Origin of the sequence: Streptomyces sp. NPDC023723 (genome assembly GCF_040639815.1) — a bacterium.
Classification (GTDB): Bacteria; Actinomycetota; Actinomycetes; order Streptomycetales; family Streptomycetaceae; genus Streptomyces.
The window spans coordinates 55,531-78,479 of record NZ_JBFAAP010000007.1 but is presented as its reverse complement, the minus strand read 5'-3'; the positions used below and the strand labels follow the sequence as shown (position 1 = coordinate 78,479).

The 22,949-nt window shown below is 71.6% G+C and carries 21 protein-coding genes; 6 read left to right on the top strand and 15 right to left on the bottom strand.

Annotated elements, in window-relative coordinates; genetic code table 11:
- Window positions 1–17 precede the first annotated feature (17 nt).
- Complete coding sequence (locus tag AB0G32_RS10895; RefSeq protein ID WP_361161589.1) at window positions 18–2,972, bottom strand: UPF0182 family protein; 2,955 nt, start codon at window positions 2,970–2,972, stop codon at window positions 18–20.
- Window positions 2,973–3,137: 165 nt separating this feature from the next.
- Here AB0G32_RS10895 and AB0G32_RS10890 point away from each other — a divergent pair, with 165 nt between their 5' ends.
- Window positions 3,138–3,680 (top strand): PPA1309 family protein, encoded by a 543-nt coding sequence (locus AB0G32_RS10890; protein WP_361161332.1) that lies wholly within the window; start codon window positions 3,138–3,140, stop codon window positions 3,678–3,680.
- 3 nt (window positions 3,681–3,683) lie between these two features.
- Here AB0G32_RS10890 and AB0G32_RS10885 read toward each other — a convergent pair whose 3' ends face one another.
- The 4 genes from AB0G32_RS10885 to AB0G32_RS10870 form a co-directional block, all read right to left on the bottom strand.
- The gene (locus tag AB0G32_RS10885; protein WP_361161331.1) at window positions 3,684–4,778 is read right to left on the bottom strand and encodes a PDZ domain-containing protein; all 1,095 of its coding nucleotides are present in this window, start codon (window positions 4,776–4,778) and stop codon (window positions 3,684–3,686) included.
- A gap of 51 nt (window positions 4,779–4,829) precedes the next feature.
- Window positions 4,830–4,976 (bottom strand): hypothetical protein, encoded by a 147-nt coding sequence (locus AB0G32_RS10880; protein ID WP_361161608.1) that lies wholly within the window; start codon window positions 4,974–4,976, stop codon window positions 4,830–4,832.
- Window positions 4,977–5,207: 231 nt separating this feature from the next.
- Window positions 5,208–5,666, bottom strand: a complete 459-nt coding sequence (locus AB0G32_RS10875) for a molybdenum cofactor biosynthesis protein MoaE (protein ID WP_361161330.1) — start codon at window positions 5,664–5,666, stop codon at window positions 5,208–5,210.
- A gap of 110 nt (window positions 5,667–5,776) precedes the next feature.
- Window positions 5,777–6,898 (bottom strand): SDR family oxidoreductase, encoded by a 1,122-nt coding sequence (locus AB0G32_RS10870; protein WP_361161327.1) that lies wholly within the window; start codon window positions 6,896–6,898, stop codon window positions 5,777–5,779.
- Window positions 6,899–7,090: 192 nt separating this feature from the next.
- Between AB0G32_RS10870 and AB0G32_RS10865 the strand changes: the two genes are divergently transcribed.
- Window positions 7,091–8,548 (top strand): zinc-dependent metalloprotease, encoded by a 1,458-nt coding sequence (locus AB0G32_RS10865; protein ID WP_361161325.1) that lies wholly within the window; start codon window positions 7,091–7,093, stop codon window positions 8,546–8,548.
- Entirely contained in the window at window positions 8,545–9,060 is a 516-nt protein-coding gene (locus AB0G32_RS10860) for an NUDIX hydrolase (RefSeq protein ID WP_361161323.1), read from the top strand. Before AB0G32_RS10865 ends, AB0G32_RS10860 begins: the two co-directional genes overlap by 4 nt.
- A 114-nt stretch (window positions 9,061–9,174) precedes the next feature.
- On the opposite strand, the gene AB0G32_RS10855 is transcribed toward AB0G32_RS10860, so the two are convergent.
- The 4 genes from AB0G32_RS10855 to AB0G32_RS10840 all read right to left on the bottom strand — a co-directional run bounded on the left by AB0G32_RS10855 (window position 9,175) and on the right by AB0G32_RS10840 (window position 13,115).
- Complete coding sequence (locus AB0G32_RS10855) at window positions 9,175–9,930, bottom strand: AIM24 family protein (protein ID WP_361161320.1); 756 nt, start codon at window positions 9,928–9,930, stop codon at window positions 9,175–9,177.
- Between the two features lie 16 nt (window positions 9,931–9,946).
- Window positions 9,947–10,627 carry an AIM24 family protein gene (locus AB0G32_RS10850; protein WP_361161318.1) on the bottom strand — a complete coding sequence of 227 codons (681 nt, stop codon included), beginning with the start codon at window positions 10,625–10,627 and terminating at the stop codon, window positions 9,947–9,949.
- 13 nt (window positions 10,628–10,640) lie between these two features.
- Complete coding sequence (locus tag AB0G32_RS10845; RefSeq protein ID WP_361161315.1) at window positions 10,641–12,380, bottom strand: TerD family protein; 1,740 nt, start codon at window positions 12,378–12,380, stop codon at window positions 10,641–10,643.
- A gap of 135 nt (window positions 12,381–12,515) precedes the next feature.
- Entirely contained in the window at window positions 12,516–13,115 is a 600-nt protein-coding gene (locus AB0G32_RS10840; protein WP_361161312.1) for a M48 family metallopeptidase, read from the bottom strand.
- Window positions 13,116–13,358: 243 nt separating this feature from the next.
- Between AB0G32_RS10840 and AB0G32_RS10835 the strand changes: the two genes are divergently transcribed.
- Both AB0G32_RS10835 and AB0G32_RS10830 read left to right on the top strand, forming a co-directional pair.
- Window positions 13,359–14,696 carry a ThiF family adenylyltransferase gene (locus tag AB0G32_RS10835; RefSeq protein ID WP_361161309.1) on the top strand — a complete coding sequence of 446 codons (1,338 nt, stop codon included), beginning with the start codon at window positions 13,359–13,361 and terminating at the stop codon, window positions 14,694–14,696.
- On the top strand, window positions 14,689–16,125 hold the full coding sequence (locus AB0G32_RS10830; protein ID WP_361161306.1) for an AarF/ABC1/UbiB kinase family protein: 1,437 nt from the start codon (window positions 14,689–14,691) through the stop codon (window positions 16,123–16,125). The genes AB0G32_RS10835 and AB0G32_RS10830 overlap by 8 nt, the downstream gene beginning before the upstream one ends.
- A gap of 249 nt (window positions 16,126–16,374) precedes the next feature.
- Here AB0G32_RS10830 and AB0G32_RS10825 read toward each other — a convergent pair whose 3' ends face one another.
- From AB0G32_RS10825 to AB0G32_RS10810, 4 genes are all read right to left on the bottom strand, one after another.
- A complete protein-coding gene (locus tag AB0G32_RS10825) occupies window positions 16,375–16,698 on the bottom strand; it encodes a hypothetical protein (RefSeq protein WP_361161304.1) in 324 nt (107 codons plus the stop codon).
- Window positions 16,695–17,063 (bottom strand): WhiB family transcriptional regulator, encoded by a 369-nt coding sequence (locus AB0G32_RS10820; protein ID WP_361161301.1) that lies wholly within the window; start codon window positions 17,061–17,063, stop codon window positions 16,695–16,697. The genes AB0G32_RS10825 and AB0G32_RS10820 overlap by 4 nt, the downstream gene beginning before the upstream one ends.
- A gap of 170 nt (window positions 17,064–17,233) precedes the next feature.
- Window positions 17,234–17,551, bottom strand: a complete 318-nt coding sequence (locus tag AB0G32_RS10815) for a hypothetical protein (protein ID WP_361161298.1) — start codon at window positions 17,549–17,551, stop codon at window positions 17,234–17,236.
- 164 nt (window positions 17,552–17,715) lie between these two features.
- The gene (locus AB0G32_RS10810; protein ID WP_361161296.1) at window positions 17,716–19,926 is read right to left on the bottom strand and encodes an ATP-dependent DNA helicase UvrD2; all 2,211 of its coding nucleotides are present in this window, start codon (window positions 19,924–19,926) and stop codon (window positions 17,716–17,718) included.
- Between the two features lie 180 nt (window positions 19,927–20,106).
- Here AB0G32_RS10810 and AB0G32_RS10805 point away from each other — a divergent pair, with 180 nt between their 5' ends.
- Window positions 20,107–20,349 carry a mycoredoxin gene (locus AB0G32_RS10805; protein ID WP_161168532.1) on the top strand — a complete coding sequence of 81 codons (243 nt, stop codon included), beginning with the start codon at window positions 20,107–20,109 and terminating at the stop codon, window positions 20,347–20,349.
- Between the two features lie 69 nt (window positions 20,350–20,418).
- Here AB0G32_RS10805 and nudC read toward each other — a convergent pair whose 3' ends face one another.
- The gene (gene nudC, locus AB0G32_RS10800) at window positions 20,419–21,363 is read right to left on the bottom strand and encodes an NAD(+) diphosphatase (RefSeq protein ID WP_361161293.1); all 945 of its coding nucleotides are present in this window, start codon (window positions 21,361–21,363) and stop codon (window positions 20,419–20,421) included.
- A gap of 170 nt (window positions 21,364–21,533) precedes the next feature.
- Window positions 21,534–22,946, bottom strand: a complete 1,413-nt coding sequence (locus AB0G32_RS10795) for a dipeptidase (RefSeq protein ID WP_361161291.1) — start codon at window positions 22,944–22,946, stop codon at window positions 21,534–21,536.
- Window positions 22,947–22,949: the final 3 nt, after the last annotated feature.

Here is a 22,949-nt window from a genome sequence, read left to right as displayed (position 1 = left end):
GAGCCTGACCAGGCGGGTCAGCCGCTGTCCCCGGCACTGGCGCTGGGACTCGGACTGGCCTCGCCGTCGTCCCCGTTCTTGCCGCTGCCACTGCCGCCACTGCTCTTGTCGGCCTCCGCCTGGGCCTCCTCGGCCCGGCTCAGCGCGTCCTCGAGGTCCTTCTGGGCCTCGCCGTACGCCGTCCAGTCGTTCTCCTTCAGGGCCTTCTGGCCGGCCTCGAAGGCTTCCTGGGCGTCGTTCAGCGCCTCCTGGACCGTGGGATCGCTCGATGTCGGCGGTGGCTGGGTGGTGTCGTCGCCCTCGTCCGGCGGCTCGGTGGTCGTACCGCCGTCCCCGAAGACCTTGTCGAGGGCCTCGTCCAGGGTGTCCTCGAAGGCCGTCTGACCGCCGTAGGTCACCAGCACCTTGCGCAGCAGGGGGTACTTGAGGCCGCCGCCGCGCACATAGACCGGTTCCACGTAGAGCAGTCCGCCGTCGAGCGGCACCGTCAGCAGGTTGCCGTACTCCACCTCCGAGTCGCCGCCTCTGAGCAGTCTGATGGACTCGGCGATGTCCTGTTCGGAGTTGAACTGGCTCTGCACCTGTTTAGGACCGTCGACGGTCGTGCTCGTCGGCAGTTTCAGGATTCTGATCTTGCCGTAGCCGCTGGTGCCGGCCTCGGCGTCGACCGACATGAACGCGCTGAGGTTGTCCCGCCCGTTGGGGGTGAACGTGGTCGTCAGCGAGAACGCCTGCTGGTCCTGGTCGGGCATCTTCATGCTCAGGTAGTACGGCGGCACCGCGTCGCCCGACTTGTTGGTCGGGTCCTCCGGCACCTGCCACACCTCGCTGCCGCTGAGGAACGTCTCGGCGTCGTCCACGTGGTAGCGGCTGAGCAGCTCGCGCTGGACCTTGAACAGGTCCTGCGGGTAGCGCAGATGGGCCATCAGGGCGTCGGAGATCTCCGACTTGGGCTGCACCGTGTCCGGGAACGCCTTCATCCAGGTCTTCAGGACCGGGTCCTCGGTGTCCCACTGGTAGAGCTTGACGTCGCCGGTGTACGCGTCGACGGTCGCCTTCACCGAGTTGCGGATGTAGTTGACCTGGTTCTGCTGGGCGACCACCGCGCGGTTGTCGTTGGTCGCGGTCAGCGAGTCGGCGGTGGTGTCGCCGAGCGTGGTGCGGGAGGCGTACGGATAGCCGTTGGTGGTCGTGTAGGCGTCCACGATCCACTGGATCCGGCCGTCCACCACCGCCGGATAGGCGTCGCCGTCAATGGTCAGCCAGGGCGCGACGGCCTCGACCCGGTCCTTGGGCGTGCGGTTGTACAGGATGCGCGAACCGTCGCCGATCGCCCCGGAGTACAGGATCTGCGGCTCGTTGAACGCCACCGCGTACGCGGCCCGGTTGACCGGGTTGGAGAGGTTGACCCCGCCGTCGCCCTGGTAGCTGGTGGTCTTCTCCCCGTTGTCGTCGGAGTAGTCGATCTCCTTCTGGGGACCGCCGACGATGGAGTAGGTGTTGGTCTTCTCGCCGTAGTAGATCCGCTGTTCGTAGGTGCCGAGGTCACCCTTGGACGGCAGGTTGGACTCGGTGAACACCGGGCGGCCCTCGGCGTCGACCTCGGTGCCCTTGGCGGCGACCACGCCGAAACCGTGGGTGTAGCGGAAGTGGTTGTTGATCCAGTTCTGCTTGTCCACACCGGCGAGGTTCAGCTCGCGCAGGCCGATGACGGTGTCCTGGTCGGCGCCGTCCTCGGTGCTGTAGCGGTCCACGTCCAGGTTGGTCGGGAAGGCGTAGTACTTCCGCATCTGCTGGAGCTGCTGGAACGTCGGCGAGACGATGTTCGGGTCCATGATCCGGATGCTGGCGGTGTCGTCGACGTCGTCCCGCAGCTGGGTCAGGTCCGTGGTGTCGCTCTTGCCGTCGTACTCACTGACCTTGGTGCCGTCGATGCCGTAGGCGTCCCGGGTCGCCTTGAGGTTCTTCTCGACGTACGGCGCTTCCTTGGCCTGCTCGTTCGGCTGGACCTGGAACTTCTGCACGATCGCCGGGTAGAGACCGCCGATCAGGATGGCGGACAGCACCATCAGGCCGAAGCCGATCACCGGCAGCTGCCAGGTGCGCCGCCAGATGGTGGCGAAGAACAGCAGCGCGCAGATGACGGCGATGCAGAACAGGATCGTCTTGGCCGGCAGATAGGCGTTGGCGTCGACGTACCGCAGGCCGGTCCAGTTGTCGGTGGCCTTGAAGTCGCTGGACTTGACCGCCAGTCCGTACCGGTCAAGCCAGTACGCCACCGCCTTGAAGGCGACGAAGATGCCGATCAGCACGGAGAGGTGGCCGGTGGCCGCTCCCGTGGCGCGGGCGCCGGGGCTGGTGACGCGCAGGCCGCCGTACAGGTAGTGGGTGAGCGCGGCGGCGATCACCGAGATGATCACGGCGGCGAAACCGAAGCCGAGCAGGAACCGGTACCAGGGCAGGTCGAAGGCGTAGAAGGAGACGTCCAGCTTGAACTGCGGGTCCTTCTGGCCGAAGGGCACGCCGTTGACCCACATCAGCCAGGTGCGCCACTGGCCGGCCGCGGAGGCGCCGGCGATCAGGCCGACCAGGGCGGTGATGCCGAACAGCAGCCACTTCTTGTAGGGCGCGATGCCCATCCGGTAGCGGTCGAGGTTCTGCTGCTCCATCGACATGGCGCTCAGCGGCGGGCGCATCCGGTGGGCCAGCCAGATGTTGAACCCGACGGCGAGGGCCATCAGCAGTCCGAAGACGAAGAAGAGCCCGATCTTCGTCCACAGGGTGGTGGTGAACACCGACGAGTAGTTGACCGACCGGTACCACAGCCAGTCCGTCCAGAAGCCCGCGAACATGGTGAACGCCATGGCCAGCACGGCCAGGACGCCCAGCGTCAGGAGCAGGGTCCGGACCCGCCGGGACGGTCGTCCCACTCTGATCCGTGGCCCCGTCGGGCCTCCGCCGCGGTCCGGCATCTGGAAAGCCAAGGTGAGCACCTCGAAGTTCGCTGTCGTATGTCTCGGACCCCCGGGTTCGCGGGCCCTTCGTGCGCCCCCGTGCTCGTGGGCCCACTCTTATGCAACTTACTCATCGTTTACTCGGTTCCCGATTCCGGCCCCGAACGAGGCAGGATTGTGACCATGTCCAACACCCCCATGGCGGCGAGCCCGCTGACCCGGTCCGTACTCGAGATCGACGAGTACGTCGCCGGTCTCGGCTGGGACCAGCCCGCCCGCCTTTTCGCCCTCGTAGACACCGCACGGCTCCAGGCCGAACAGCCCACGCTCGCGGACCGGCTCGGTCTCGCCGACGAAGGAGAGTCGGCCGGTCTCACCCCGATCGAGCAGGACGAAGTACCAACGGACCGGCCGCTGGACGAGTTCCTGGGCACCATCGCCTGGCCGGACGCGGTGGCCGGCTGCGCGCTCGCGGTGGAGCGGCTGATGCTGCCGCCGTCCGCCGAGGCGCAGGTGCCCGAGGGCCTGGGCGAGGCCGAGCTGGCGAAGTGGGTGGCGGACCACCCGGACCGGCAGGAGGTCCGGATGACGGTGGCCGTGCTGCGCGACGGGGCGCGCGAGTCGGCGCTGCGGCTGCGCGAGAAGGACACGCCGACCGAGGTGCTCACCGGCTCCGATCTGGTGCCGGGGCTGGCGGAGGCGCTGGCGGCGACGTTCGCCGAGTAGGGGTCAGCTCGCCGTGCAGGAGGGCAGCGCGTCGGTGTCGCCGGAGCGGATGTCCTTCAGCGCGGCCAGGGCGTCGTCGATGGTGCCCACCTTGACCAGGGTGAGCCCGTCGGGGGTGTCCTTCGCGGCGGCGGCGCAGTTGTCGGCGGGCGTCAGGAAGTACTGGGCGCCCTTGCTGCGGGCGCCGACCGTCTTCATCTCGATGCCGCCGATCGGGCCGACCGTGCCGTCGTCGTCGATGGTGCCGGTGCCCGCGACGAACTTGCCGCCGGTCAGGTCGCCGGGCGTCAGCTTGTCGTAGATGCCGAGCGAGAACATCAGGCCGGCGCTCGGCCCGCCGACGTCGGCGAGCTTGATGTCGATGCTGAACGGGAAGGTGTGGTCGGTGCCGGCCGAGATCCCGACGATGGCCCGCTTCTCGCCGGTGTCGTCGGAGGCGGCCGTGGTGATGGTGACCTTCTCGGTCGTGGTCGCCGTCCGGTTCTCCTTCTCGGCGGCGGCCTGCTCCTTGGCGGGCACCACCGTGAACGTCACGTCCTCGCCGGGCTTGTGCTTGGTGACCAGCTCGGCGACGTCGGCGGGCTGCTTCACCGCCGTGCCGTCGACCGACTTGATGACGTCACCGGCGTGCAGCTTGCCCTCGGCCGGGGAGTCCTTGACGACGGTGGAGACCACCACCCACGACTTCACCGGGATGCCCAGCTCCTTGAGCGCCGCCACCTTGGCGCTCTCCTGGGACTGGCTGAACTCCTCGGCGTTCTCCTGGGTCGACTGCTCCTCGGTCTTGCCGTCCGGGTAGAGCGTGTCGTGCGGCACCACCTTGTTGTCGTGCGCGAGCCAGCCGTACACGGCCTCGACCAGGTTCATCTTGTAGTCGGCGCTGGTGACGCGGACCGTGGTCATGTTGAGGTGCCCGCTCGCCTCGTACGTCTTGTGCCCGGAGATCTGCAGCACCGGCTCGCCGTCATGATCACCCAGCGTGTTCACCGTCGGCCCCGGGGACATCTCCGCGTAAGGCACGGGGATGAACACCCCCGCGCACAGGAGCGCGATCAGCATCAGGGTGGAGGCGAGCATCGTCGCGGTGCGGCGTGGCATGGAACGACAGTACGGGACGGTCCTGTCAGCGCACCGTCGGGGCAAGCCCTCCTAGGTACGGCTGTGCTGCTTCTCCATGGCTTCGCGGAAGCGCGCGTACCCGTCCAGCTCGGGGCCGTCGCTGCGTACCCTGCGGGTCCGGTTGGCCCAACTTCCCCACAGACCCGCGACGATCGCGGCCACCAGTGGAATGAGCAACCAGGCGAGCGCCCCCATGCCGACCTCCCGACCCCGTGTACGCGACTGACTGATCAGCAGATTAACCATCCGCAAGGTCAACGGTCGGGCCGGGGGTGCGGTTACGCAACCGGACGACCGCGCGGTGGCGTCAGCAGGCGCCCACCCGTCGCCCGACCACCACCCCTCGACGACGGCGCTACGCGCCGACCCGCCCTCCCGTCACCCGACCACCACCCCTCAACGACGGCGCTACGCGCCGACCCACTCCTCCGTGCCGTCGCTGAACGTCTGGTGCTTCCAGATCGGCACCTCGTGCTTGAGGTCGTCGATCAGCTGCCGGCACGCCTCGAACGCGTCGCCCCGGTGCGGGCAGGAGACGGCCACCACCACGGCGAGGTCACCGACCTGGAGGTCACCCACGCGGTGCACGGCCGCCAGGGCGCGCACCGGGTGCCCGGCGACGACCTTCTCGGCGATCCGCCGCATCTCGGCCTCGGCGCTCGGGTGGCAGGAGTAGCCGAGCCGGTCGACGTCCGCTCCCCCGTCGTGATCCCGCACGGTGCCCACGAACAGGGCGGTCCCGCCGGCCGAGGTGTCCCCGACGGCGCGGAAGACCTCGTCCACGCTGAGCGGCGTGTCCCGGACCGCGATCAGCTTCACGGGGTCCTGCGCGGCCTGCTCGCCGGGGTGATCGTTCATGGCTGCCATACGTCCATCGTGCCGCACCGCGCGGACGACGCGGAACCGTACGGTCGGCCGGTACGCGCGCGTACCGCTTCGGAGGCAGCTACGAGGACGGACGCGGCTCAGATGCTGGCTCAGATGCGCCGCCGCGCCTTGCGGGCCCGGCGGACCACCGCCGCCGCGCCCAGCAGCGCCACCGTCGCGCCCGCCGCGCCCGCCGCCGTCGCGTCCTTGCGGCCGAGCCGCCGCCCGGCGACCGTGTGCCGCCCGGACACCTCCTCCAGGAGCTCGGCGAGCACCTCCTCGTTGGTGTACCTGGGCCGCCACCCGGCGTCGTGCAGCCGGCTGCCGCTCACCACCCAGGGGTACATCGTGTACGCCAGGTCGCCGGCCGGGGACGGTGTGAGCCCGATGCGGTGCAGCCGGGCCGCCGCGCCCAGGGCGACCGCGGAGGGCAGCTCCATGCGGCGGATGCCGCTGAGCTCCTCGACCTCCTCCTGCTCCAGCCAGCCGTCGCACCCGACGGCCAGCTCGCCATCGACCTTCTCCAGGGCGGCGTACTCCAGCGCCCCGCACAGGTCGTCGACGTGGCAGAACTGCCAGGCGGGCCGCGACCCGGCCACCACCAGCAGCCGAGGGGACTCGAAGTACCTGGTCAGCGCGGTGTCGGTGCCACCGACCAGGGTGGCCGGGCGGACCACCGTGACGTTCAGGCCGGGGTGTGCGCGGGGGGCGCGCCGGGCGAGCCGCTCGATCTCCAGCAGGTCGCCCACGCCGGTGGCCTCGGCCGTGGCCCGCAGCTCGGCGTCCTCCGACAGCGGCAGCTCGTTGTCCGGCAGCGCGCCGTAGACCATCGCGGACGTGCACAGCACCACGCGGTGCACACCGGCCGCCGCGGCGGCGGTCAGGACGGTCTGCGTCCCCCGGACGTTGTAAGCCGTCCGGGCGGCCGCGTCGGTCTCCAGGTCGAGGTCGAGCGCGAGGTGCACCACGACGTCGGCGCCGCGCAGCTTGTCGGCGATGGCCGGGTCCCGCACGTCCAGGACGTGCCAGTGCGCCTCGGCGCACTCGCCGCGCCGCTCGTCGATCGCCACGACCCGCTTGACCTCGTCGGACGCGGCGAGCCGCGCGGTGAGCAGCGCGCCGGTCCCGGACGCGGCACCGGTCACCGCCACGACGGGACCTCGCGCCACGGAGCCGGCGGGACTGGTTGACTGGTTTCGCGCTGCGCGAACCTGCGGATCTGGGGAACTCACCGGGCGTCTCCAGCGGTTGTCTTCAGTAAGCACGCGGTGACGCGTACGTACCAGGTGGCATCCATCCTGCCGCAGGCCGTCAGTCGGCGAAGCACCGAGGCCCGATCCGCCCCGGGTGTCTACGCTGGGTGGTGAATGTCGGGCAGCCGTGCCGCCGGAAAGAACCGGCGGCCCTACCAGCCGAGGAACCCCGTGAGTGACACCCCATTCGGATTCGGCCTTCCGCCGGAGGAGCCGGACGACGGCGACGAGGGCAAGAAGAAGGACCAGCAGAGCGGTGGTGGTCAGGGACCGGCCAACCCGTTCGGTTTCGGCGGCCTGCCCGGAGCCGGGGGCTTTGGTGGCCCCGGCGCCGACAATCCGTTCGCCGCCATGTTCGGTTCCATGAACCCCAACGACCTGGGCGCCGCGTTCCAGCAGCTGGGCCAGATGCTCTCCTACGAGGGCGGCCCGGTGAACTGGGACATGGCCAAGCAGATCGCCCGCCAGACGGTCGCCCAGGGCGCCCCGGACGGCACCAAGGACGCGAGCGTCGGCCCGGCCGAGCGCAGCGCCGTCCAGGAGGCCGTCCGGCTGGCGGATCTGTGGCTCGACGACGCGACCGCGCTGCCCTCCGGCGCGGGTTCCGCGGTGGCCTGGAGCCGCGCGGAGTGGGTCGAGGCGACCCTGCCCGCCTGGAAGGAGCTGGTCGACCCGGTCGCCGAGCGCGTCGGCAACGCCATGGGCGACGTGCTGCCGGAGGAGATGCAGGCCATGGCCGGCCCGCTGATCGGCATGATGCGCTCGATGGGCGGCGCCATGTTCGGCACGCAGATCGGGCAGGCCGTCGGCGTGCTCGCCGGTGAGGTGGTCGGCTCGTCCGACGTCGGTCTGCCGCTGGGCCCGGCCGGCAAGGCCGCCCTGCTGCCGGCGAACATCGAGCGGTTCGGCAAGGACCTGGGCGTCCCGCAGGAGGAGGTGCGGCTGTACCTCGCCCTGCGCGAGGCCGCCCACCAGCGCCTCTTCGCACATGTGCCGTGGCTGCGCTCGCACCTGTTCGGCGCGGTCGACGGCTACGCGCGCGGCATCAAGGTGGACACCGCGAAGCTGGAGGACGTGGTCGGCCAGTTCGACCCGCAGAACCCCGAGCAGTTGCAGGAGGCGCTCCAGCAGGGCATGTTCCAGCCGGAGGACACCCCGGAGCAGAAGGCGGCCCTGGCCCGCCTGGAGACGGCCCTGGCACTGGTCGAGGGCTGGGTGGACGCGGTGGTGCACGCCGCCGCCAAGCCGCGCCTGTCGTCGGCCGACGCGCTGCGCGAGACGCTGCGCCGCCGCCGCGCCTCCGGGGGCCCGGCCGAGCAGACCTTCGCCACGCTGATCGGCCTGGAGCTGCGTCCGCGCCGGCTGCGGGACGCCTCCCGGCTGTGGGCGTCGCTGACCGACGCGCGCGGCGTGGACGGCCGGGACGGCCTGTGGGCCCACCCGGACATGCTGCCGACGGCGACCGACCTGGACGACCCGGACGGCTTCGTCCACCGCGAGCAGCTGGACTTCTCCGAGCTGGACAAGATGCTCGGCGAGGCGGCCGGCAAGCCCGACCTGCGCAAGAAGGGCAAGGACGAGGGCGACGCGGGCGACGAGGGCGACGCCAAGGGCGACGACGCCGAGTGAGCCTGTACGACGACGCGGTCCTCGTACTGAAGGAGTACGAGGACCAGGACGAGGTGCGCCGGCTGTACCTGGACCATCTGGCGGCCCATCCGGACGGGATGTGGAAGTCGTGCGGCGACGGGCACATCACGGCCAGCGCCCTGGTGGTCGACCCGGCGCGCGGCCGGGTCCTGCTCACCCTGCACCGCAAGCTGCGCATGTGGCTCCAGATGGGCGGCCACTGCGAGCCCGAGGATGTCACGCTCGCCGCGGCCGCCCTGCGCGAGGCCATGGAGGAGTCCGGCATCGCCGGCCTCACCCTGCTGCCCGGCGGCCCGGTGCGGCTGGACCGCCACCACACGCCCTGCGCCTGGCACCTGGACGTCCAGTACGCGGCGATCGCCCCGCCGGGCGCCGTCGAGGCGATCAGCGACGAGTCGCTGGACCTGCGCTGGTTCGGCTACGACGAGGTCGCGGACGTGGCCGACGACTCGGTGGTCCGGCTGGTGGCGGCCACCCGGGCCGCCCTCTGACGGAGTACACGCAGTACGGGGACAGGCTCCGGCGGCGTACGGGTGTCCGGCTCTGCCGGTGTACGGGTAAGGGGCGGGCACCCAGGTGCTCGCCCCTTACCCGTACACCTTGGGTCAGCTCCAGACGTTGCCCTGGTTCTGCGCCCGGGCCCCGTGCTGGCCCACGCCGTACTGCGCGGCCAGGCCGGACCCGATCCCCGCGTTCTGCGGCGGCAGCAGCTCGCTCGGCTGCACCAGGGCGAAACCGCTGCCCATGAAGCTGAGCTCCCAGCCCTCACCGGTGTTGCCGCGCCGCCGGAACACGCCCGAGGAGTGCGTCTGGGCCTGCATCTGCACCCGCAGCCCCGTGGACCAGGCCACGATCGCGTCGGCGTCGCAGTTGACGTACGTCTCGGGTGTCACCCGCATCAGCAGCGGGGCGCCCGAGGTCATCAGCGCGACCCGGCCGCGCCCGGTGATGTTGAGCTGGTACTTCCCGGAGCCGGAGATGCCGTAGAGGCTGTCCACGGCGATGACCTCGTGGTGCAGTGAGGAATCCATCGCCAGCACGTAGGCGCTGTCGACGGTGAGGCCCTCCTGCTCCACCTCCATCACGTGGATCTGCTGGGCGAGGTTGGCGAAGTAGACCGTGCCCTGCCCGTGGCAGCGCATCAGGTCCAGGCCCTCACCCGTGTGCGCACGCGCGCGTGCCTGGCCGTGGCCCTGGTACTCGGCGTCGAACTCGACGAGCCCCTGGTAGGCGACCATCGTGCCCTTGCGGGCGAGGATGTCGTCGTGTCCCGCCAGGGCGACCCGGAGCAACTGCTTGTTCTGAAGGCTCCAGCGTTCCGAGGTCTGCTGGTCGTTGTAGGCGAAAAGCGGGCTCTGCATGGTGTTCTGCTCCCCCTCAGCCCCGGACCCGGAGACGGTCGGTGCTGTCCTCACTGGGCTGGACGACGACGATGCCCTCACCGGAGAAGGCCATCTGGTAGGCCTCGCCGCTGCCGCGGCCGATCAGTGAGCCCGCCTTGAAGCTGCGCTTGCCCTTCACCTTCAGGTTCGGCGACCAGGCGACGAGCGCGTCCGGGTCGACGTACGTCTCGTCCTCGCCGCCGCCGCAGTCGACGACGATCGGCTTGCCCCGCGAGGTGAGCGCCACCCAGCCCTGTCCGGTGATCCTGGTGTTCCACAGCCCCTGGCCGGCGAACTTCGCCAGCCCCTTGACCCGCTCCACACCCCAGGTGAGGTGGGCGTCGAAGGCCAGCAGGTTGGTGGCGTTGACGGAGATCCCGTCGCCGTCGAGCTGGATCACGACGACGTCCGCGCCGTAGTCGGCGAGGTAGAGCAGGCCGTCGCCGGAGCACTTCATCAGGGGCGCGCCCTCGCCGGTCATCCAGTCCTTGGCGATCTGGCGGACGGCGGGCGGGTTGGGCTCGTACTGCACGAATCCCTCGTAGGCGACCATCGAGCCCACGCGCGCGAAGAGGTCGCTGCCGGTCTGCATGGCGACCTTGAGCATGTGCTCGCCGTGGTTCTCCATCCGGGCGGTGACCGGGGCGGGGGCGTAGCCCGCGAGCGGCTGGTTCATGTCGGGCTCTCCCTCAGATCTCGTACGGCTGGACGACGACGAAGCTGCCGGGCGCCGCCCGGAACTGGAGGTTGACGCTCTCGCCGGTGTCACCGGCGTAGGAGTTGCGGCGCATCCGCACCTGGCTGGAGACGATGACCTGGGCGGCGGCCGACCAGGCGACGACCGCGTTGCAGTCGGCGAACGTGGTGGGCGTGACCGGCAGGACCACGGGCGTGCCGTGCGTCTTGACGACGATCGTGCCGGTGCCCTGGAACTGCATGGTGAACAGCGCGCCGCCCGGGATGCCGTGCCCCTCGATGCGACGGACCTCGTACTGGAGGCTCTCGTCGAACGCCAGGACGTTCTCGGCGGAGACGCAGACCGCGTCGCCCTGGAGCTCGATGGGGTGCAGCATCGTGGACTGGTCGGCGAAGAACACCTGGCCCTTGCCGGTGCAGCGCATCAGCTGCATCTCCTGGCCGGTGGCGTTGCCGACGACGCGGCCGGCGAAACCGGCGCCCTTGTAGCCGAAGTCGACCTTGCCCTGGTAGAGCACCATGCTGCCCTGCCGGGCCAGCACGGGCTGGTCGCCGAGGCCGAGATCGACCCGGACCAGCTTCTCGTTCTGCTGCGTCCAGCGCTGGCCGGTGGGTGTCTCGCGGAACTTCAGCAGCGCGGCGGTGACACCAGGGGCCTGCGGCGCGGTCTGCGGGGTGCCCGGGGCCAGGACCGTGGGCGAGACCGGGGTCTGGGGGATGCCCGGGGGCGGCTGCATGCCTTGGGGCGGGATGCCTTGGGGAGGGGTGCCTTGGGGCGCGCCGACGCTGTGCGGGGCTTGCTGACCGTAGCCGGGGGGTGGGGGTGGGGCCTGCGGGGCCTGCGGGGCCTGCGGGGCCTGCGGCTGGCCGTAGCCCGGGGGCAGCGGTGCGGTCTGGGCCGGCTGGCCCGGCTGGCCCGGGACAGGAGGATACGGCTGGCCCGAGCCAGTGGGATACGGCTGCTGCGGGGCCTGCGGCTGGCCGTACGGCGCGGCGGGCGCGGGTGCCGGGGGCGGCGTGGGTGCGGGCGGCGGGACGAAACCCTGCGAGCCCTGCGTGGCGGGCTGGGGCGCGGGTGCCGGAGCGGCGGGGGCGCCGAACGCCGGGGGCTGCGGAGCCGGCGCGGGCGCGGCAGGCGGGGCGAACCCCGGAACGGCACCGGCAGCGGCATCGGCGGCCGGTTGCGACGGCTCGGGAGTCTCCTCCTCGGCCACCTCGCCGCCGAAGTTCCGCAGCAGCGCGTCCAGGCCGCCGTCGAAGCCCTGCCCGACGGCGGCGAACCGCCACACGTCCTTCAGGTAGAAGTCGCCCAGCATCACGGCCCGCTCGGTGGAGAACTCCGAGCCGTCGAACGGGTAGCGGGCCACTTCCTCGCCGCCCGCGACGATGCGGAGGTAGCCGGGGCCGATCTGCGACATCTGCCCGGCGCCGTCGAGCGTCGCCGTGAAGGACAGCTTCTGGATCTGCGGCGGGATCCGGTCCAGCGTGACCCGGAAGGACTCCGTGTCGCCGGCCTGCGCGCCCAGGAGCTGAATGGCCTCCTCGGGGGACTTCGGCTGGTTGAAGAAGACGAAGTACCGGTCGTCCGAGAGCCGCTCGTCGGCGTCCAGTCCGAAGCAACTGATGTCGAAGGTCAGCCCGGGCCCGGAGATCTGCACACCTACGTACAGATCCGTGCCCGCGGTGAGATCACTGATCCTGGCCTTGTGGCCGCGTTGGAATTCCCTGGCCATGCGTACGACCGTCCCCCATCCCGAATGCAAGTGCGTCGCGCCAGGCTAACGGCAAAGTCCGACACCGCCCGAAGTCGGTACGGACCCGGTACAGACACCGGCGTCGGGAGGAGCTGGCGGGGCCGCTGGGGAAGCTCAGCGCTCGCGCGCGCCGGGCACGTGCGGGAGCCGGTCGGCGGCGACCACTCCCTCGAGGTAGCCCCGGGCCCGCTCGGTGCGCGGATACGCCTCCAGCAGGCGCCAGAAGCGGGGTCCGTGCCCGGGAACCAGCAGGTGCGCCAGCTCGTGCAGGAGGACGTAGTCGACCACGTACTCGGGCATGCCCTGGAGGCGGTGCGAGAGCCGGATGCTGCCCTCCGCCGGGGTGCACGAGCCCCAGCGCGTGTTCTGGTTGGTGACCCAGCGCACCGAGCCGGGGCGGGCACGTCCCTCGAAGTACTGGGCGGACAGCCGCTCGGCGCGCTGCGCCAGCTCGGTGTCGCCCAGGACGCGCTTGCTCTCCTGTGCTTCCAGTTTGTCGAGCATGACGCTCACCCAGCGCTGCTCCTCCGCCTCGGACATCCGGGCGGGGATCAGCACGACGGTGCGATCGCCCTCGCGGTACGCGGAGACCGTCCGGCGGCGACGGCTGCTTCTGCGGACCTCGATCGCGCGTGCCCCGGAGCCGCTGGGCGGCGGGCTCGTCGGCAGGCGTTGTGGCGTTCCGGCGCGGTGCAGTGGGTCGGCGGAGGACACGCCCCGACGTTACCCGCTGCACACGGGGAAGTCCCGGTTCCGGGAGGGTTGGATGCACCTCCGTGCCTTCGACCGCGCCCACGCCCGGTATGGCAGTACGACAAATACCCACTGCCTGTGGATAACTTTCGGCACCCGGAGACGGGACCGGGCATGCTGGCACTCGTCGGCGCAGCCATGACCACGCGGTCATGAGCACCGAGCCGGCAACACGGGGAGTACTGGAACGTACGGGGGCCTGGCATGCATCCGATGGTGAAACCGGCGCTGCGGCGCGGCTGGCGCGATCTCAACACCGTCCAGTTCGGGATGACCCCGGCGCACGCGCTGACCCTGGGGCCGGTGGACACGGCGACGGGCAGCTTCCTCGAACTGCTCAACGGCACCCGGGGGCTGCCGCTGCTGCGCGAGGAGGCACGCCGGATGGACCTGCCCGACGGCCATGTCGACCGGCTGGTGAAGCGGCTGGCGGGGGCCGGGCTGCTCGACGACGCCCGGGGCGGCGGCCCCGCCGCCGACGCCCTGCGCCGCAACAAGGCGGCCCTCGACCGGCTCCGCCCGGACCTGGCCTCCCTCTCCCTGACCACCTCCGAGCCGGGCGAGGCCATCGGCCGGCTGGCCGCCCGGCGCGCGCAGCGGGTGCAGGTCAGAGGCGCCGGCCGGGTCGGTGCCGTCCTGGCCTTGTTGCTGTCGGCCGCCGGGGTCGGCGAGGTCGACGTGCTCGACGGCGGTCGCGTCGAGCCGTGGGACGTCGCCCCGGGCGGACTCCCCGCGGAGGCGGTCGGTGACCGCCGGGACGAGTCGGCCCGCCGCGCCGTCCGCCGGGCCGCCCCCGGCCGCGCACCGCGCCGCGCCGCCACGGCACCGCCCGAGGACGGCGGCTCGGGCTTCACCCTGGTGGTCCTCGCCCCGCGCGACGACATCGCCGTGCACGCGCCCCAGGCGTCCGCCGCCGAACCCTTCATGGCCTCCGGCACCCCCCACCTCTACGCCGGTGTGGTGGAAGGCACAGGTGTCGTCGGTCCCTTCGTGCTGCCGGGTGAGACGGGCTGCGCGGGCTGTCTGCACGAGGGCCGCACCGACCGGGACCCGACCTGGCCCCGGCTGATCACCCAGTGGCGCTCGGGCTCGCAGCGGCGGGTACGGCCGTGCGACCTCGCGCTGGCCACCACGGTCGCCGGACTGGCCGCCGCGCACGCCCTCGCCTTCCTCGACGGCCACCTGCCCTCCAGCGCCGGCGCCCGCTGGGAGGCCGCCCTGCCCGGACTGCACTGGCACGCGCGGCCGGTCCCGGCCCATCCGGCGTGCCCCTGCGCGGCAGCGGGGAGAAACAAGGAGCAGAGCACCGAGAAGGGCCACGAAGAGAGCCCCGGACCCGGAAAGAGCCCTGAAAAGAGCGACGAGAAGAGCGGCGGGGCGAGCAACTGGCAGAGCGAACGGAAAGGTGAGCGGGAACACGCCTCCGGTCAGGGGGAGCAGCGCGCGACAATGGCGGGGCAACGGCCGTCGGCACGAGTACGACGTGAAGCACGTACGGTGCGGCCGGCGCGGCCGGCTGGGACTTGGAGGGCGCATGTCTGATCTTCCCCGGAAGGCGGTCACCCGGACCGCCAAGCTCGCCGCGCTCCCGCTCGGCTTCGCCGGGCGGGCGACCTGGGGACTCGGCAAACGGATCGTGGGCGAGTCCGCGGAGCTGGTCGGCCAGCAGTTGCAGCAGCGCACCGCCGAGCAGCTGTTCAAGGTGCTCGGGGAGCTGAAGGGCGGGGCCATGAAGTTCGGCCAGGCCCTCTCCGTCTTCGAGTCGGCGCTGCCCGAGGAGATCGCCGGTCCCTACCGGGCGGCCCTGACCAAGTTGCAGGAAGCGGCCCCGCCGATGCCGACCCGCACGGTGCACGGCGTGCTCGCCGAGCGGCTCGGCGAGAACTGGCAGGAGCTGTTCCTGGAGTTCGCGGACAAGCCCTCGGCCGCGGCCTCCATCGGCCAGGTGCACCGGGGAGTGTGGCACGACGGCCGCGAAGTGGCGGTCAAGGTCCAGTATCCCGGGGCGGGCGAGGCCCTGCTGTCGGACCTGAACCAGCTCGGCCGCTTCGCCCGCCTGCTGGGCCCGCTCGTCCCGGGCCTCGACATCAAGCCGCTGATCACGGAGCTGAAGGACCGGGTCGCGGAGGAGCTCGACTACGGTCTGGAGGCCGAGGCCCAGCGGGCCCACGCCGAGGAGTTCGCGGACGACCCGGACATCCTGGTGCCGGACGTGGTCCACCAGTGCGAGCAGGTCCTGATCACCGAGTGGATCGACGGGGTCCCGCTGTCGGAGATCGTCGCGGACGGCACCCCGGAGCAGCGGGACCGGGCCGGCCAGCTGCTGGCCCACTTCCTGTTCGCCGGTCCGGCCCGCACCGGCCTGCTGCACGCCGACCCGCACCCGGGCAACTTCCGGCTGCTGCCCGGCGGCCCGGACGGCGACGACGACTGGCGGCTGGGCGTGCTGGACTTCGGCACGGTCGACCGTCTCCCGGGCGGTCTGCCGATCACCATCGGCACCTGCCTGCGCATGACCCTCGACGGCCGGGCGGAGGCCGTCTACGAGGAGCTGCGCACGGAGGGCTTCGTCAAGGAGACGGTGGAGCTGGACCCCGACGCGGTCCTCGACTACCTGTTGCCGATCATCGAACCGGCCCAGGTCGACGAGTTCACCTTCAGCCGCGGCTGGATGCGCAGCCAGGCCGCCCGCATCGGTGACATCCGCTCACCCGCGTACCAGTTGGGCAAGCAGCTCAACCTGCCGCCGGCCTACCTCCTGATCCACCGGGTCACGCTGAGCACCATCGGCGTGCTGTGCCAGCTGGGCGCGACGGTGCGGTTGCGCGAGGAACTGGAGGCGTGGCTGCCGGGGTTCGTGGCGGAACCTACGGAGACGGAACGTCTGGAGGAGTCGGAGGAGCTGGACGCACTGGAGGAACTGGACGAGCTGGAGGAACTGGAGGCCGAGGAGACGGCGGCGGAGGCTTAGGCACCCGACCACCGAACCCACCCGACCTACCGGACCCACCGGACCCACCGGACCCACCGGACCCACCGGACCCACCGGACCACTCGGCCCAACCGGACCACCCAGCCCAAACGCCCTCCCGGGCCCGTTCCAGGTATCCGGACCGCACGCCGCGGGGGCCGGCCCGTTCGGACGGACCGGCCCCCGCGAGGAGAGCTTCGCCTCCCCGGCCAGCCGGCCGGGGGAGGCCACCGCTTCAGGTGGGATCGGTTACTGCATCACGGCCATGGCGAGCGCACGCCGGGCACGCATCGAGGCGCGCTCCGCCCGGCGCTGCATCCGCCGGGCGGTCGCCAGGCGCAGCGCCCGGCGTTCCCGCTCGGCCTGGTGCAGTCGCTCGTGCATATGCGCACGAGCCAGGGCTTCTGGGATGAGTTGCATCTCTCGGGTCCTGTTCTGGCGCGAGTCGTTCGCACCACTGGTGGTGAAGTCTTCGGGCGCGGAGCCTGCGGGCTCAGGGGTGGACGGCTTCATCGGGGCCTGCTTCGTGGGGTCGTACGTGAGGGGACGGTCGATCGTGCCTACGGTGTTCATGCCGTGACCGGGTTCTTGCGCGGGCGGCCACGGGGCCGCTTCCGGGCGACGACAACACCCTGGACGAACAGCTCCCCGCCCCAGACGCCCCAGGGCTCACGCCGCTCCTTGGCACCGGCGAGGCAGGCCTCGACCAGCGGGCAGGTACGGCAGAGGGACTTGGCGTACTCGACGTCCGCCGGCGACTCGGCGAAGAAGACCTCCGGGTCGTAGGAACGGCACGGGACGGGCACGCCGAGGTTCTCGATGGCTTCGTCGAGCGCGGTGAGCGCGGTGAGCGGGGTCAAGGCGGGGTCCTCCGTGGAGCCGGGCTTGGGGATGGTGCCGGAAGGTGGTACGGACGGGGCGTGCGCTTCGAGTTGCACGGTTCGTCTTCCTCGTCTGGTCGGTCCGGCCGGTCGGCCGGGGCGGCTTGGTACCGGGTTCTCTGGTTGTCCCGAGGCCCCTTCGCGCTGTCGTCCCCGTTCGGGACAAACAGAAGGGCCGCGGATCCCGGGTGGGGTTCCGCGGCCCTGAAGGCGCCGGCCTGATCGAATCAGGCTGGATCACTCCAGGGTTCTGGCCCACGGAAGGCCCACATCAGGTGCTGCTGCGTCGTCTGCTTCCGGAATCCGGCACCGGCCGCCGCAAAGGCATAGGCATGTGCCTGTGCCACTACTGCCGCTTCCAGTGCCTTGGTCGGTCGCTCATTGCGCTCACGGACGGGCAGGTCCGAAAGAACAGGGGAGGACGCCGGGCGGACGGCACGAATGCCGGACAGACCGGTGCCCGAGTCGGAGGCGCCGAGCATGGACAGGGAGACGGTCGAGCGATCGGTCAGTTTGCTGACAGAGATGGTGTTGATGCTGATCACTGGACTCGCCTCCTCTCGGCGTCTCGGGGGATCGGCGTGAACCGATCCGCGGATATGCAAGTACAACACGGATTCAGGGCCTTCGGGAAGGCCGCTGCTCCCGTGTCCAAGAACCTATGGGGATTGCCGGGGCATGCGCAAACTATTTTTTCGACGAGTTGGGATCAGTCGTCGCCGTCCGGCCCGTCGACCTCCTGACCGGCGCAGATGGCCAGGACATCGGCTCCGTAGCGGGTGAGCTTGCGGGCTCCGACGCCCGGGATGCGGACCAGCTCCCGTTCGTCCTCCGGGACGTTCTCGGCGATCGCCATCAGCGTCTTGTCGGTGAAGACGCAGTAGGCGGGCTGGCCGCTCAGCCCGGCCTGCACCGCACGCCAGTCGCGCAGCCGCTCGTAGACCCCCTCGTCCATGTCGGAGGGGCAGTCCTCGCAGCGCATCAGTTTCATCTCGCCGGCGTCGGTGAGCGTGCGCCCGCAGACCTTGCAGCGGGCCGGGGCGCGCTGGGTGCGCCGCGGCGCCGGCGCGAGCGCGGAGCGGCTCGTGAGGCCGGCGCGGCCGTGTTCCACTCCCCCGGCGCCGCCGGCCGCCACCCGTCCGCCGGCGCCGACCGAGCCGGGCCGCAGTCCGTCGAGGAAACGGCTCGGGCGGCGGCTCGCCCGGCCGCCGGGCGAGCGGGCCAGTGACCAGGACAGGTGCAGACGTTCGCGGGCGCGGGTGACACCGACGTAGAGGAGGCGGCGCTCCTCCTCTATCTGTTCGTCGGTCTTTGCGTAGGTGATCGGCATCATGCCCTCGGCCAGGCCGACCAGGAAGACGGCGTCCCACTCCAGGCCCTTGGCCGAGTGCAGGGAGGCGAGGGTGACGCCCTGCACGGTGGGGGCGTGCTGGGCGGCCGTGCGCTCGTCGAGTTCGGCGACGAGGTCGCCGAGGGTGGCGCCGGGCTTGGCGGCGGCGAAGTCCTGCGCGAGGTTCACCAGGGCGGCCAGTGACTCCCAGCGCTCGCGGACCGCGCCGGAGCCGGCCGGCGGTTCGGTGGTCCAGCCCTCCCCGGACAGCACGGCACGGACCTGGGACGGCAGGTCGACCGTGTCGTCGAGGAGGGCGTCGTTGCCGCCGAAACGGGCCGCGGCGCGCAGGGCCGTGCCGGCTCTGCGCACCTCAGGACGGTCGAAGAACCGTTCCGCGCCGCGCAGCTGGTAGGGCACCCCGGCGTCGGCGAGGGCCTGCTCGTAGATCTCCGACTGGGAGTTGGTGCGGAACAGCACGGCGATCTCGGCGGGGCGGACGCCGGAGTCGATCAGTTCCCGGATGCGGCGGGCGGCGCCCTCGGCCTCGGCGGGCTCGTCGGGGTACTCGGTGTAGCCGGGCTCGGTTCCGGCCGGGCGCTGGGAGAGCAGCTCCAGACGGTGGTCGGCGGCGCGGCCCCGGGCCTGGGCGAGCAGACCGTTGGCGAGGTGCACGACCTGGGGCGTGGAACGGTAGTCACGGACCAGCTTGACGACCGTGGCACCTGGATGGCGGAGCCGGAAGTCGAGCAGATGGTCGGGGGTTGCTCCTGTGAACGAGTAGATCGTCTGGCTGGCGTCGCCGACCACGCACAGGTCGTCGCGGTCCCCGAGCCACAGATCCAGCAGCCGCTGCTGGAGCGGGCTGACATCCTGGTACTCGTCGACCACGAAGTGCTGGTACTGGGCACGGACCTGCTGGGCGACGTCCTGCCGGTCCTGGAGGACCCCCACGGTCAGCAGCAGCACGTCCTCGAAGTCGATCACCCCTCGACCGCGCTTGAGCTCCTCGTACGCCAGGTAGAGCTGCGCGATCTCGGCGGGGTCGCGGGGCGTCTCACGGCCGGCCTTGGCCGCCGCGGGGGCGTAGTCGTCCGGCACGGTCTGGGTGACCTTGGACCACTCGATCTCGGCGGTGACGTCCCGCAGCTCGCCCCGGTCGAGGCGGATGCGGCAGGCCGCGGCGGCGTCGGCGACCAGCTGGATCTTGCGGTCGACGATCCGGGGCAGGGCGCCGCCGATCGCCTTCGGCCAGAAGTACTGGAGCTGGCGCAGCGCCGCCGAGTGGAAGGTGCGGGCCTGGACACCGGCGGCGCCGAGCTGGCGCAGCCGGCCGCGCATCTCCCCGGCGGCGCGGTTGGTGAAGGTGACGGCGAGCACGGTGGTGGGCTGGAGGATGCCGGCCCGCACCCCGTAGGCGATGCGGTGGGTGATCGCCCGGGTCTTGCCGGTGCCCGCACCCGCCAGTACGCACACCGGGCCGCGCAGGGCGGTGGCCACTTCGCGCTGCTCGGGATCGAGTCCGTCGAGCACCGCGTCGGCCGAGTCCGGTACCTGCGGGAAGAGGGAGGAGTGCGTTGCTGCTGTCACACAGCCATGCTGCCAGGTCGGCCGGGACGGGTGCGCCGGTTGTCCACAGGCGGGCCCTCGCGGTCGTATTAATGCGGGGGCTGGTTCCGGACGGTCCTCGTAGGGGAATGGGGGCGCCGTCGCGGACGTTGGTGGAGTGCGAGCGAACGCACCCCGAGCCGCTGAAGGAGAATGAGGGACATGCCGGGCACTGTGACGATGTACAGCACCACGTGGTGCGGCTACTGCCGTCGGCTGAAGAGCCAGATGGACCGGGAGGGCATCGCGTACACCGAGATCAACATCGAGCAGGACCCGGACTCGGCGGCGTTCGTGGAGAAGGCGAACGGCGGGAACCAGACGGTGCCGACCGTGCTCTTCCCCGACGGCTCGACGCTCACCAACCCGTCGCTGGCGCAGGTGAAGCAGAAGATCGGCGCCTGAGCGGGTCGCACGCGTGGCTGAGGGGGCCGTCCCGGGCGGGACGGCCCCCTCAGCCGTGTCCGGCCGGGCTCAGACGAAGCTGCGGGTCGGCAGCGGCTTGCCGTACCAGAGTTCGATCAGGCGGGCCGCGATCGAGATGCCGTAGGGCGGCAGGACCTCGCCGGAGTCGAAGGCGGCGCTCAGTTCGTCGCGGGAGAACCAGCGGGCCTCGTGGATCTCGTCGCCGTCGACGGTGATGTCGGTGGAGACGGCCCGGGCCATGAAGCCGAGCATCAGGCTGGACGGGAACGGCCAGGGCTGGCTGGCGACGTACTCGACCGGGCCGACGGTGATGCCGGCCTCCTCCTGGACCTCGCGGCGCACCGACTGCTCGATGGACTCACCGGGCTCCACGAAGCCCGCGAGCGTCGAGAAGCGGCCCTCGGGCCAGTGCACCTGGCGGCCGAGCAGGATGCGGTCGGTGTCGTCGATCACGGCCATGATCACGGCCGGGTCGGTGCGCGGGTAGTGCTCGGCGCCGCAGGCCGGGCAGCGGCGGATGTGGCCGGCCGCGGCGATGGCGGTGCGCTCGCCGCAGCGGGAGCAGAAGCGGTGGGTGCGCTGCCAGTTCTCCAGGCCGACCGCGTGCACCATCAGGCCGGCGTCGCGCGGGGAGAGCAGCAGGCCCGCCTCCCGGAGGCCGGCCGGGCGCGCGGACTGGTCCATGCGGCCGGGCAGCGAGTCCTTCTGGAGCGCGAAGTAGCTCACGCCGTCCTCGTCGGTGCCGAGGAAGTAGCGGTGCGCCTCGGTGAGCGGGGCCTCGAAGGAGGGTGTCATGACGAGTTCGGTACGCCCGTCCGGCGTCTCGTCGATGAGGACCTGACCGCCGGAGACCACGAAACAGCGCGTGGAGGGGTGGCTCCACGCGGCGGCGAGCCAGGCCTCGTCGAGGCGGTGGTGCGCGGCGCGGTCGACACCGCTCGGTGCGGTGAGCGAGATGGGACGTTCGGCGGTGCGGTCGGTCCAGATGGTCACAGGTGCTTCCAACTCCCCCGGTACGGCGGTCAGTGGTTCGGCGGGCGGTTCGGCGGGTCTGGGGCGCGTTCCGGACGGACGGCGACCGGGGCCGGGCGGGCCCGGTGGTTCGGGCCCTTCCAGTGTGCCCCGGGCCGCGCGGGCCGGTCCGGACGGTGCGACGGCATCGGTCAGGGGCCGTGCCGCCAGTGTGCTGCCAGGTCGCTCCACAGGTACGCGGAGGTCTCCACGCCCTTGAGGAGGAGGTCGAGCTCGATCTTCTCGTCGGGGGCGTGCCAGCCGTCGGACGGGACGGAGATGCCCAGGAAGAGCACCGGGGCCCCGAGGACGTCCTGGAGGTCGGCGGCGGGTCCGGAGCCGCCCTCGCGGGTGAAGCGGACCGGCTGGTCGAAGGCGCGCTCCATGGCCCGGACGACGGACCGGAGCGCCGGGTGGTCCAGCGGTGTCAGGCACGGGCGGGTGGCGGGGGCGAACTCGATCTCGCAGCGGATGCCCGGCGGGACCCGCCCTGCGACCCAGCCGCGGACGGCCTTCGCCACGTGGTCGGGGTCCTGGCCGGCGACGAGGCGGAAGGAGAGCTTCACCATCGCGTCGGCCGGGATGATCGTCTTGCTGCCGGGGCCCTGGTAGCCGCCGCCGATGCCGTTGACCTCGGCGGTGGGGCGGGCCCAGATCCGCTCCAGGGTGGTGTGCCCGGCCTCGCCGTGGGCGGCGCGGGACTTGGCCGTCTCCAGCCAGCGCCGCTCGTCGAAGGGCAGCTCGGCGAAGAGTTCGCGCTCGCGGTCGGTCAGCTCGGTCACCCCGTCGTAGAAGCCGGGGATCGCCACGCGTGCGTGCTCGTCGTGCAGGGCCGCGACCAGGCGGGCCACCTCGGTGGCCGGGTTGGGCACGGCGCCGCCGAAGGAACCGGAGTGGATGTCCTGGTCGGGGCCGTACAGCCGGATCTCGCACTCGGCCAGGCCGCGCATGCCGGTGCACACCGTGGGGGTGTCCGCGGCCCACATGCCGGTGTCGGAGACGATCACGGCGTCGGCGGCGAGCCGCCCGGCGTGCTCCTCGACGAGGGCCCGGAAGTGCGGGGAGCCGGACTCCTCCTCGCCCTCGATCAGCAGCTTGAGGGTGACGGCGGGGGCGGTGCGGCCGGTGGCGGCGAGGTGGGCGCGGACGCCGAGGGTGTGGAAGAACACCTGCCCCTTGTCGTCGGCCGCCCCGCGCGCGTACAGCCGGTTGTCGCGGACGACGGGCTCGAAGGGGTCGCTCGACCAGCCGTCCTCGCGGGCGGCGGGCTGTACGTCGTGGTGTCCGTAGACCAGGACCGTGGGCGCCGCGGGGTCGCCGGCCGGCCACTCGGCGTAGACGGCGGGGGCGCCGGGCGTCTCCCAGACCTCGGCGGTCGGGAACCCGGTCGCCGTCAGCTTGGCGGCGAGCCAGTCGGCGCTGCGGCGTACGTCCGGCGCGTGCCCGGGCTGGGCGGAAACCGACGGGATGCGCAGCCACTCGGCCAGGTCGGCGAGGAAGGCGGCGCGGTGGCGGTCCAGGTACGCGCGGACGGCGCTGACGGCACTGTCAACGGGCTTGCTCATACT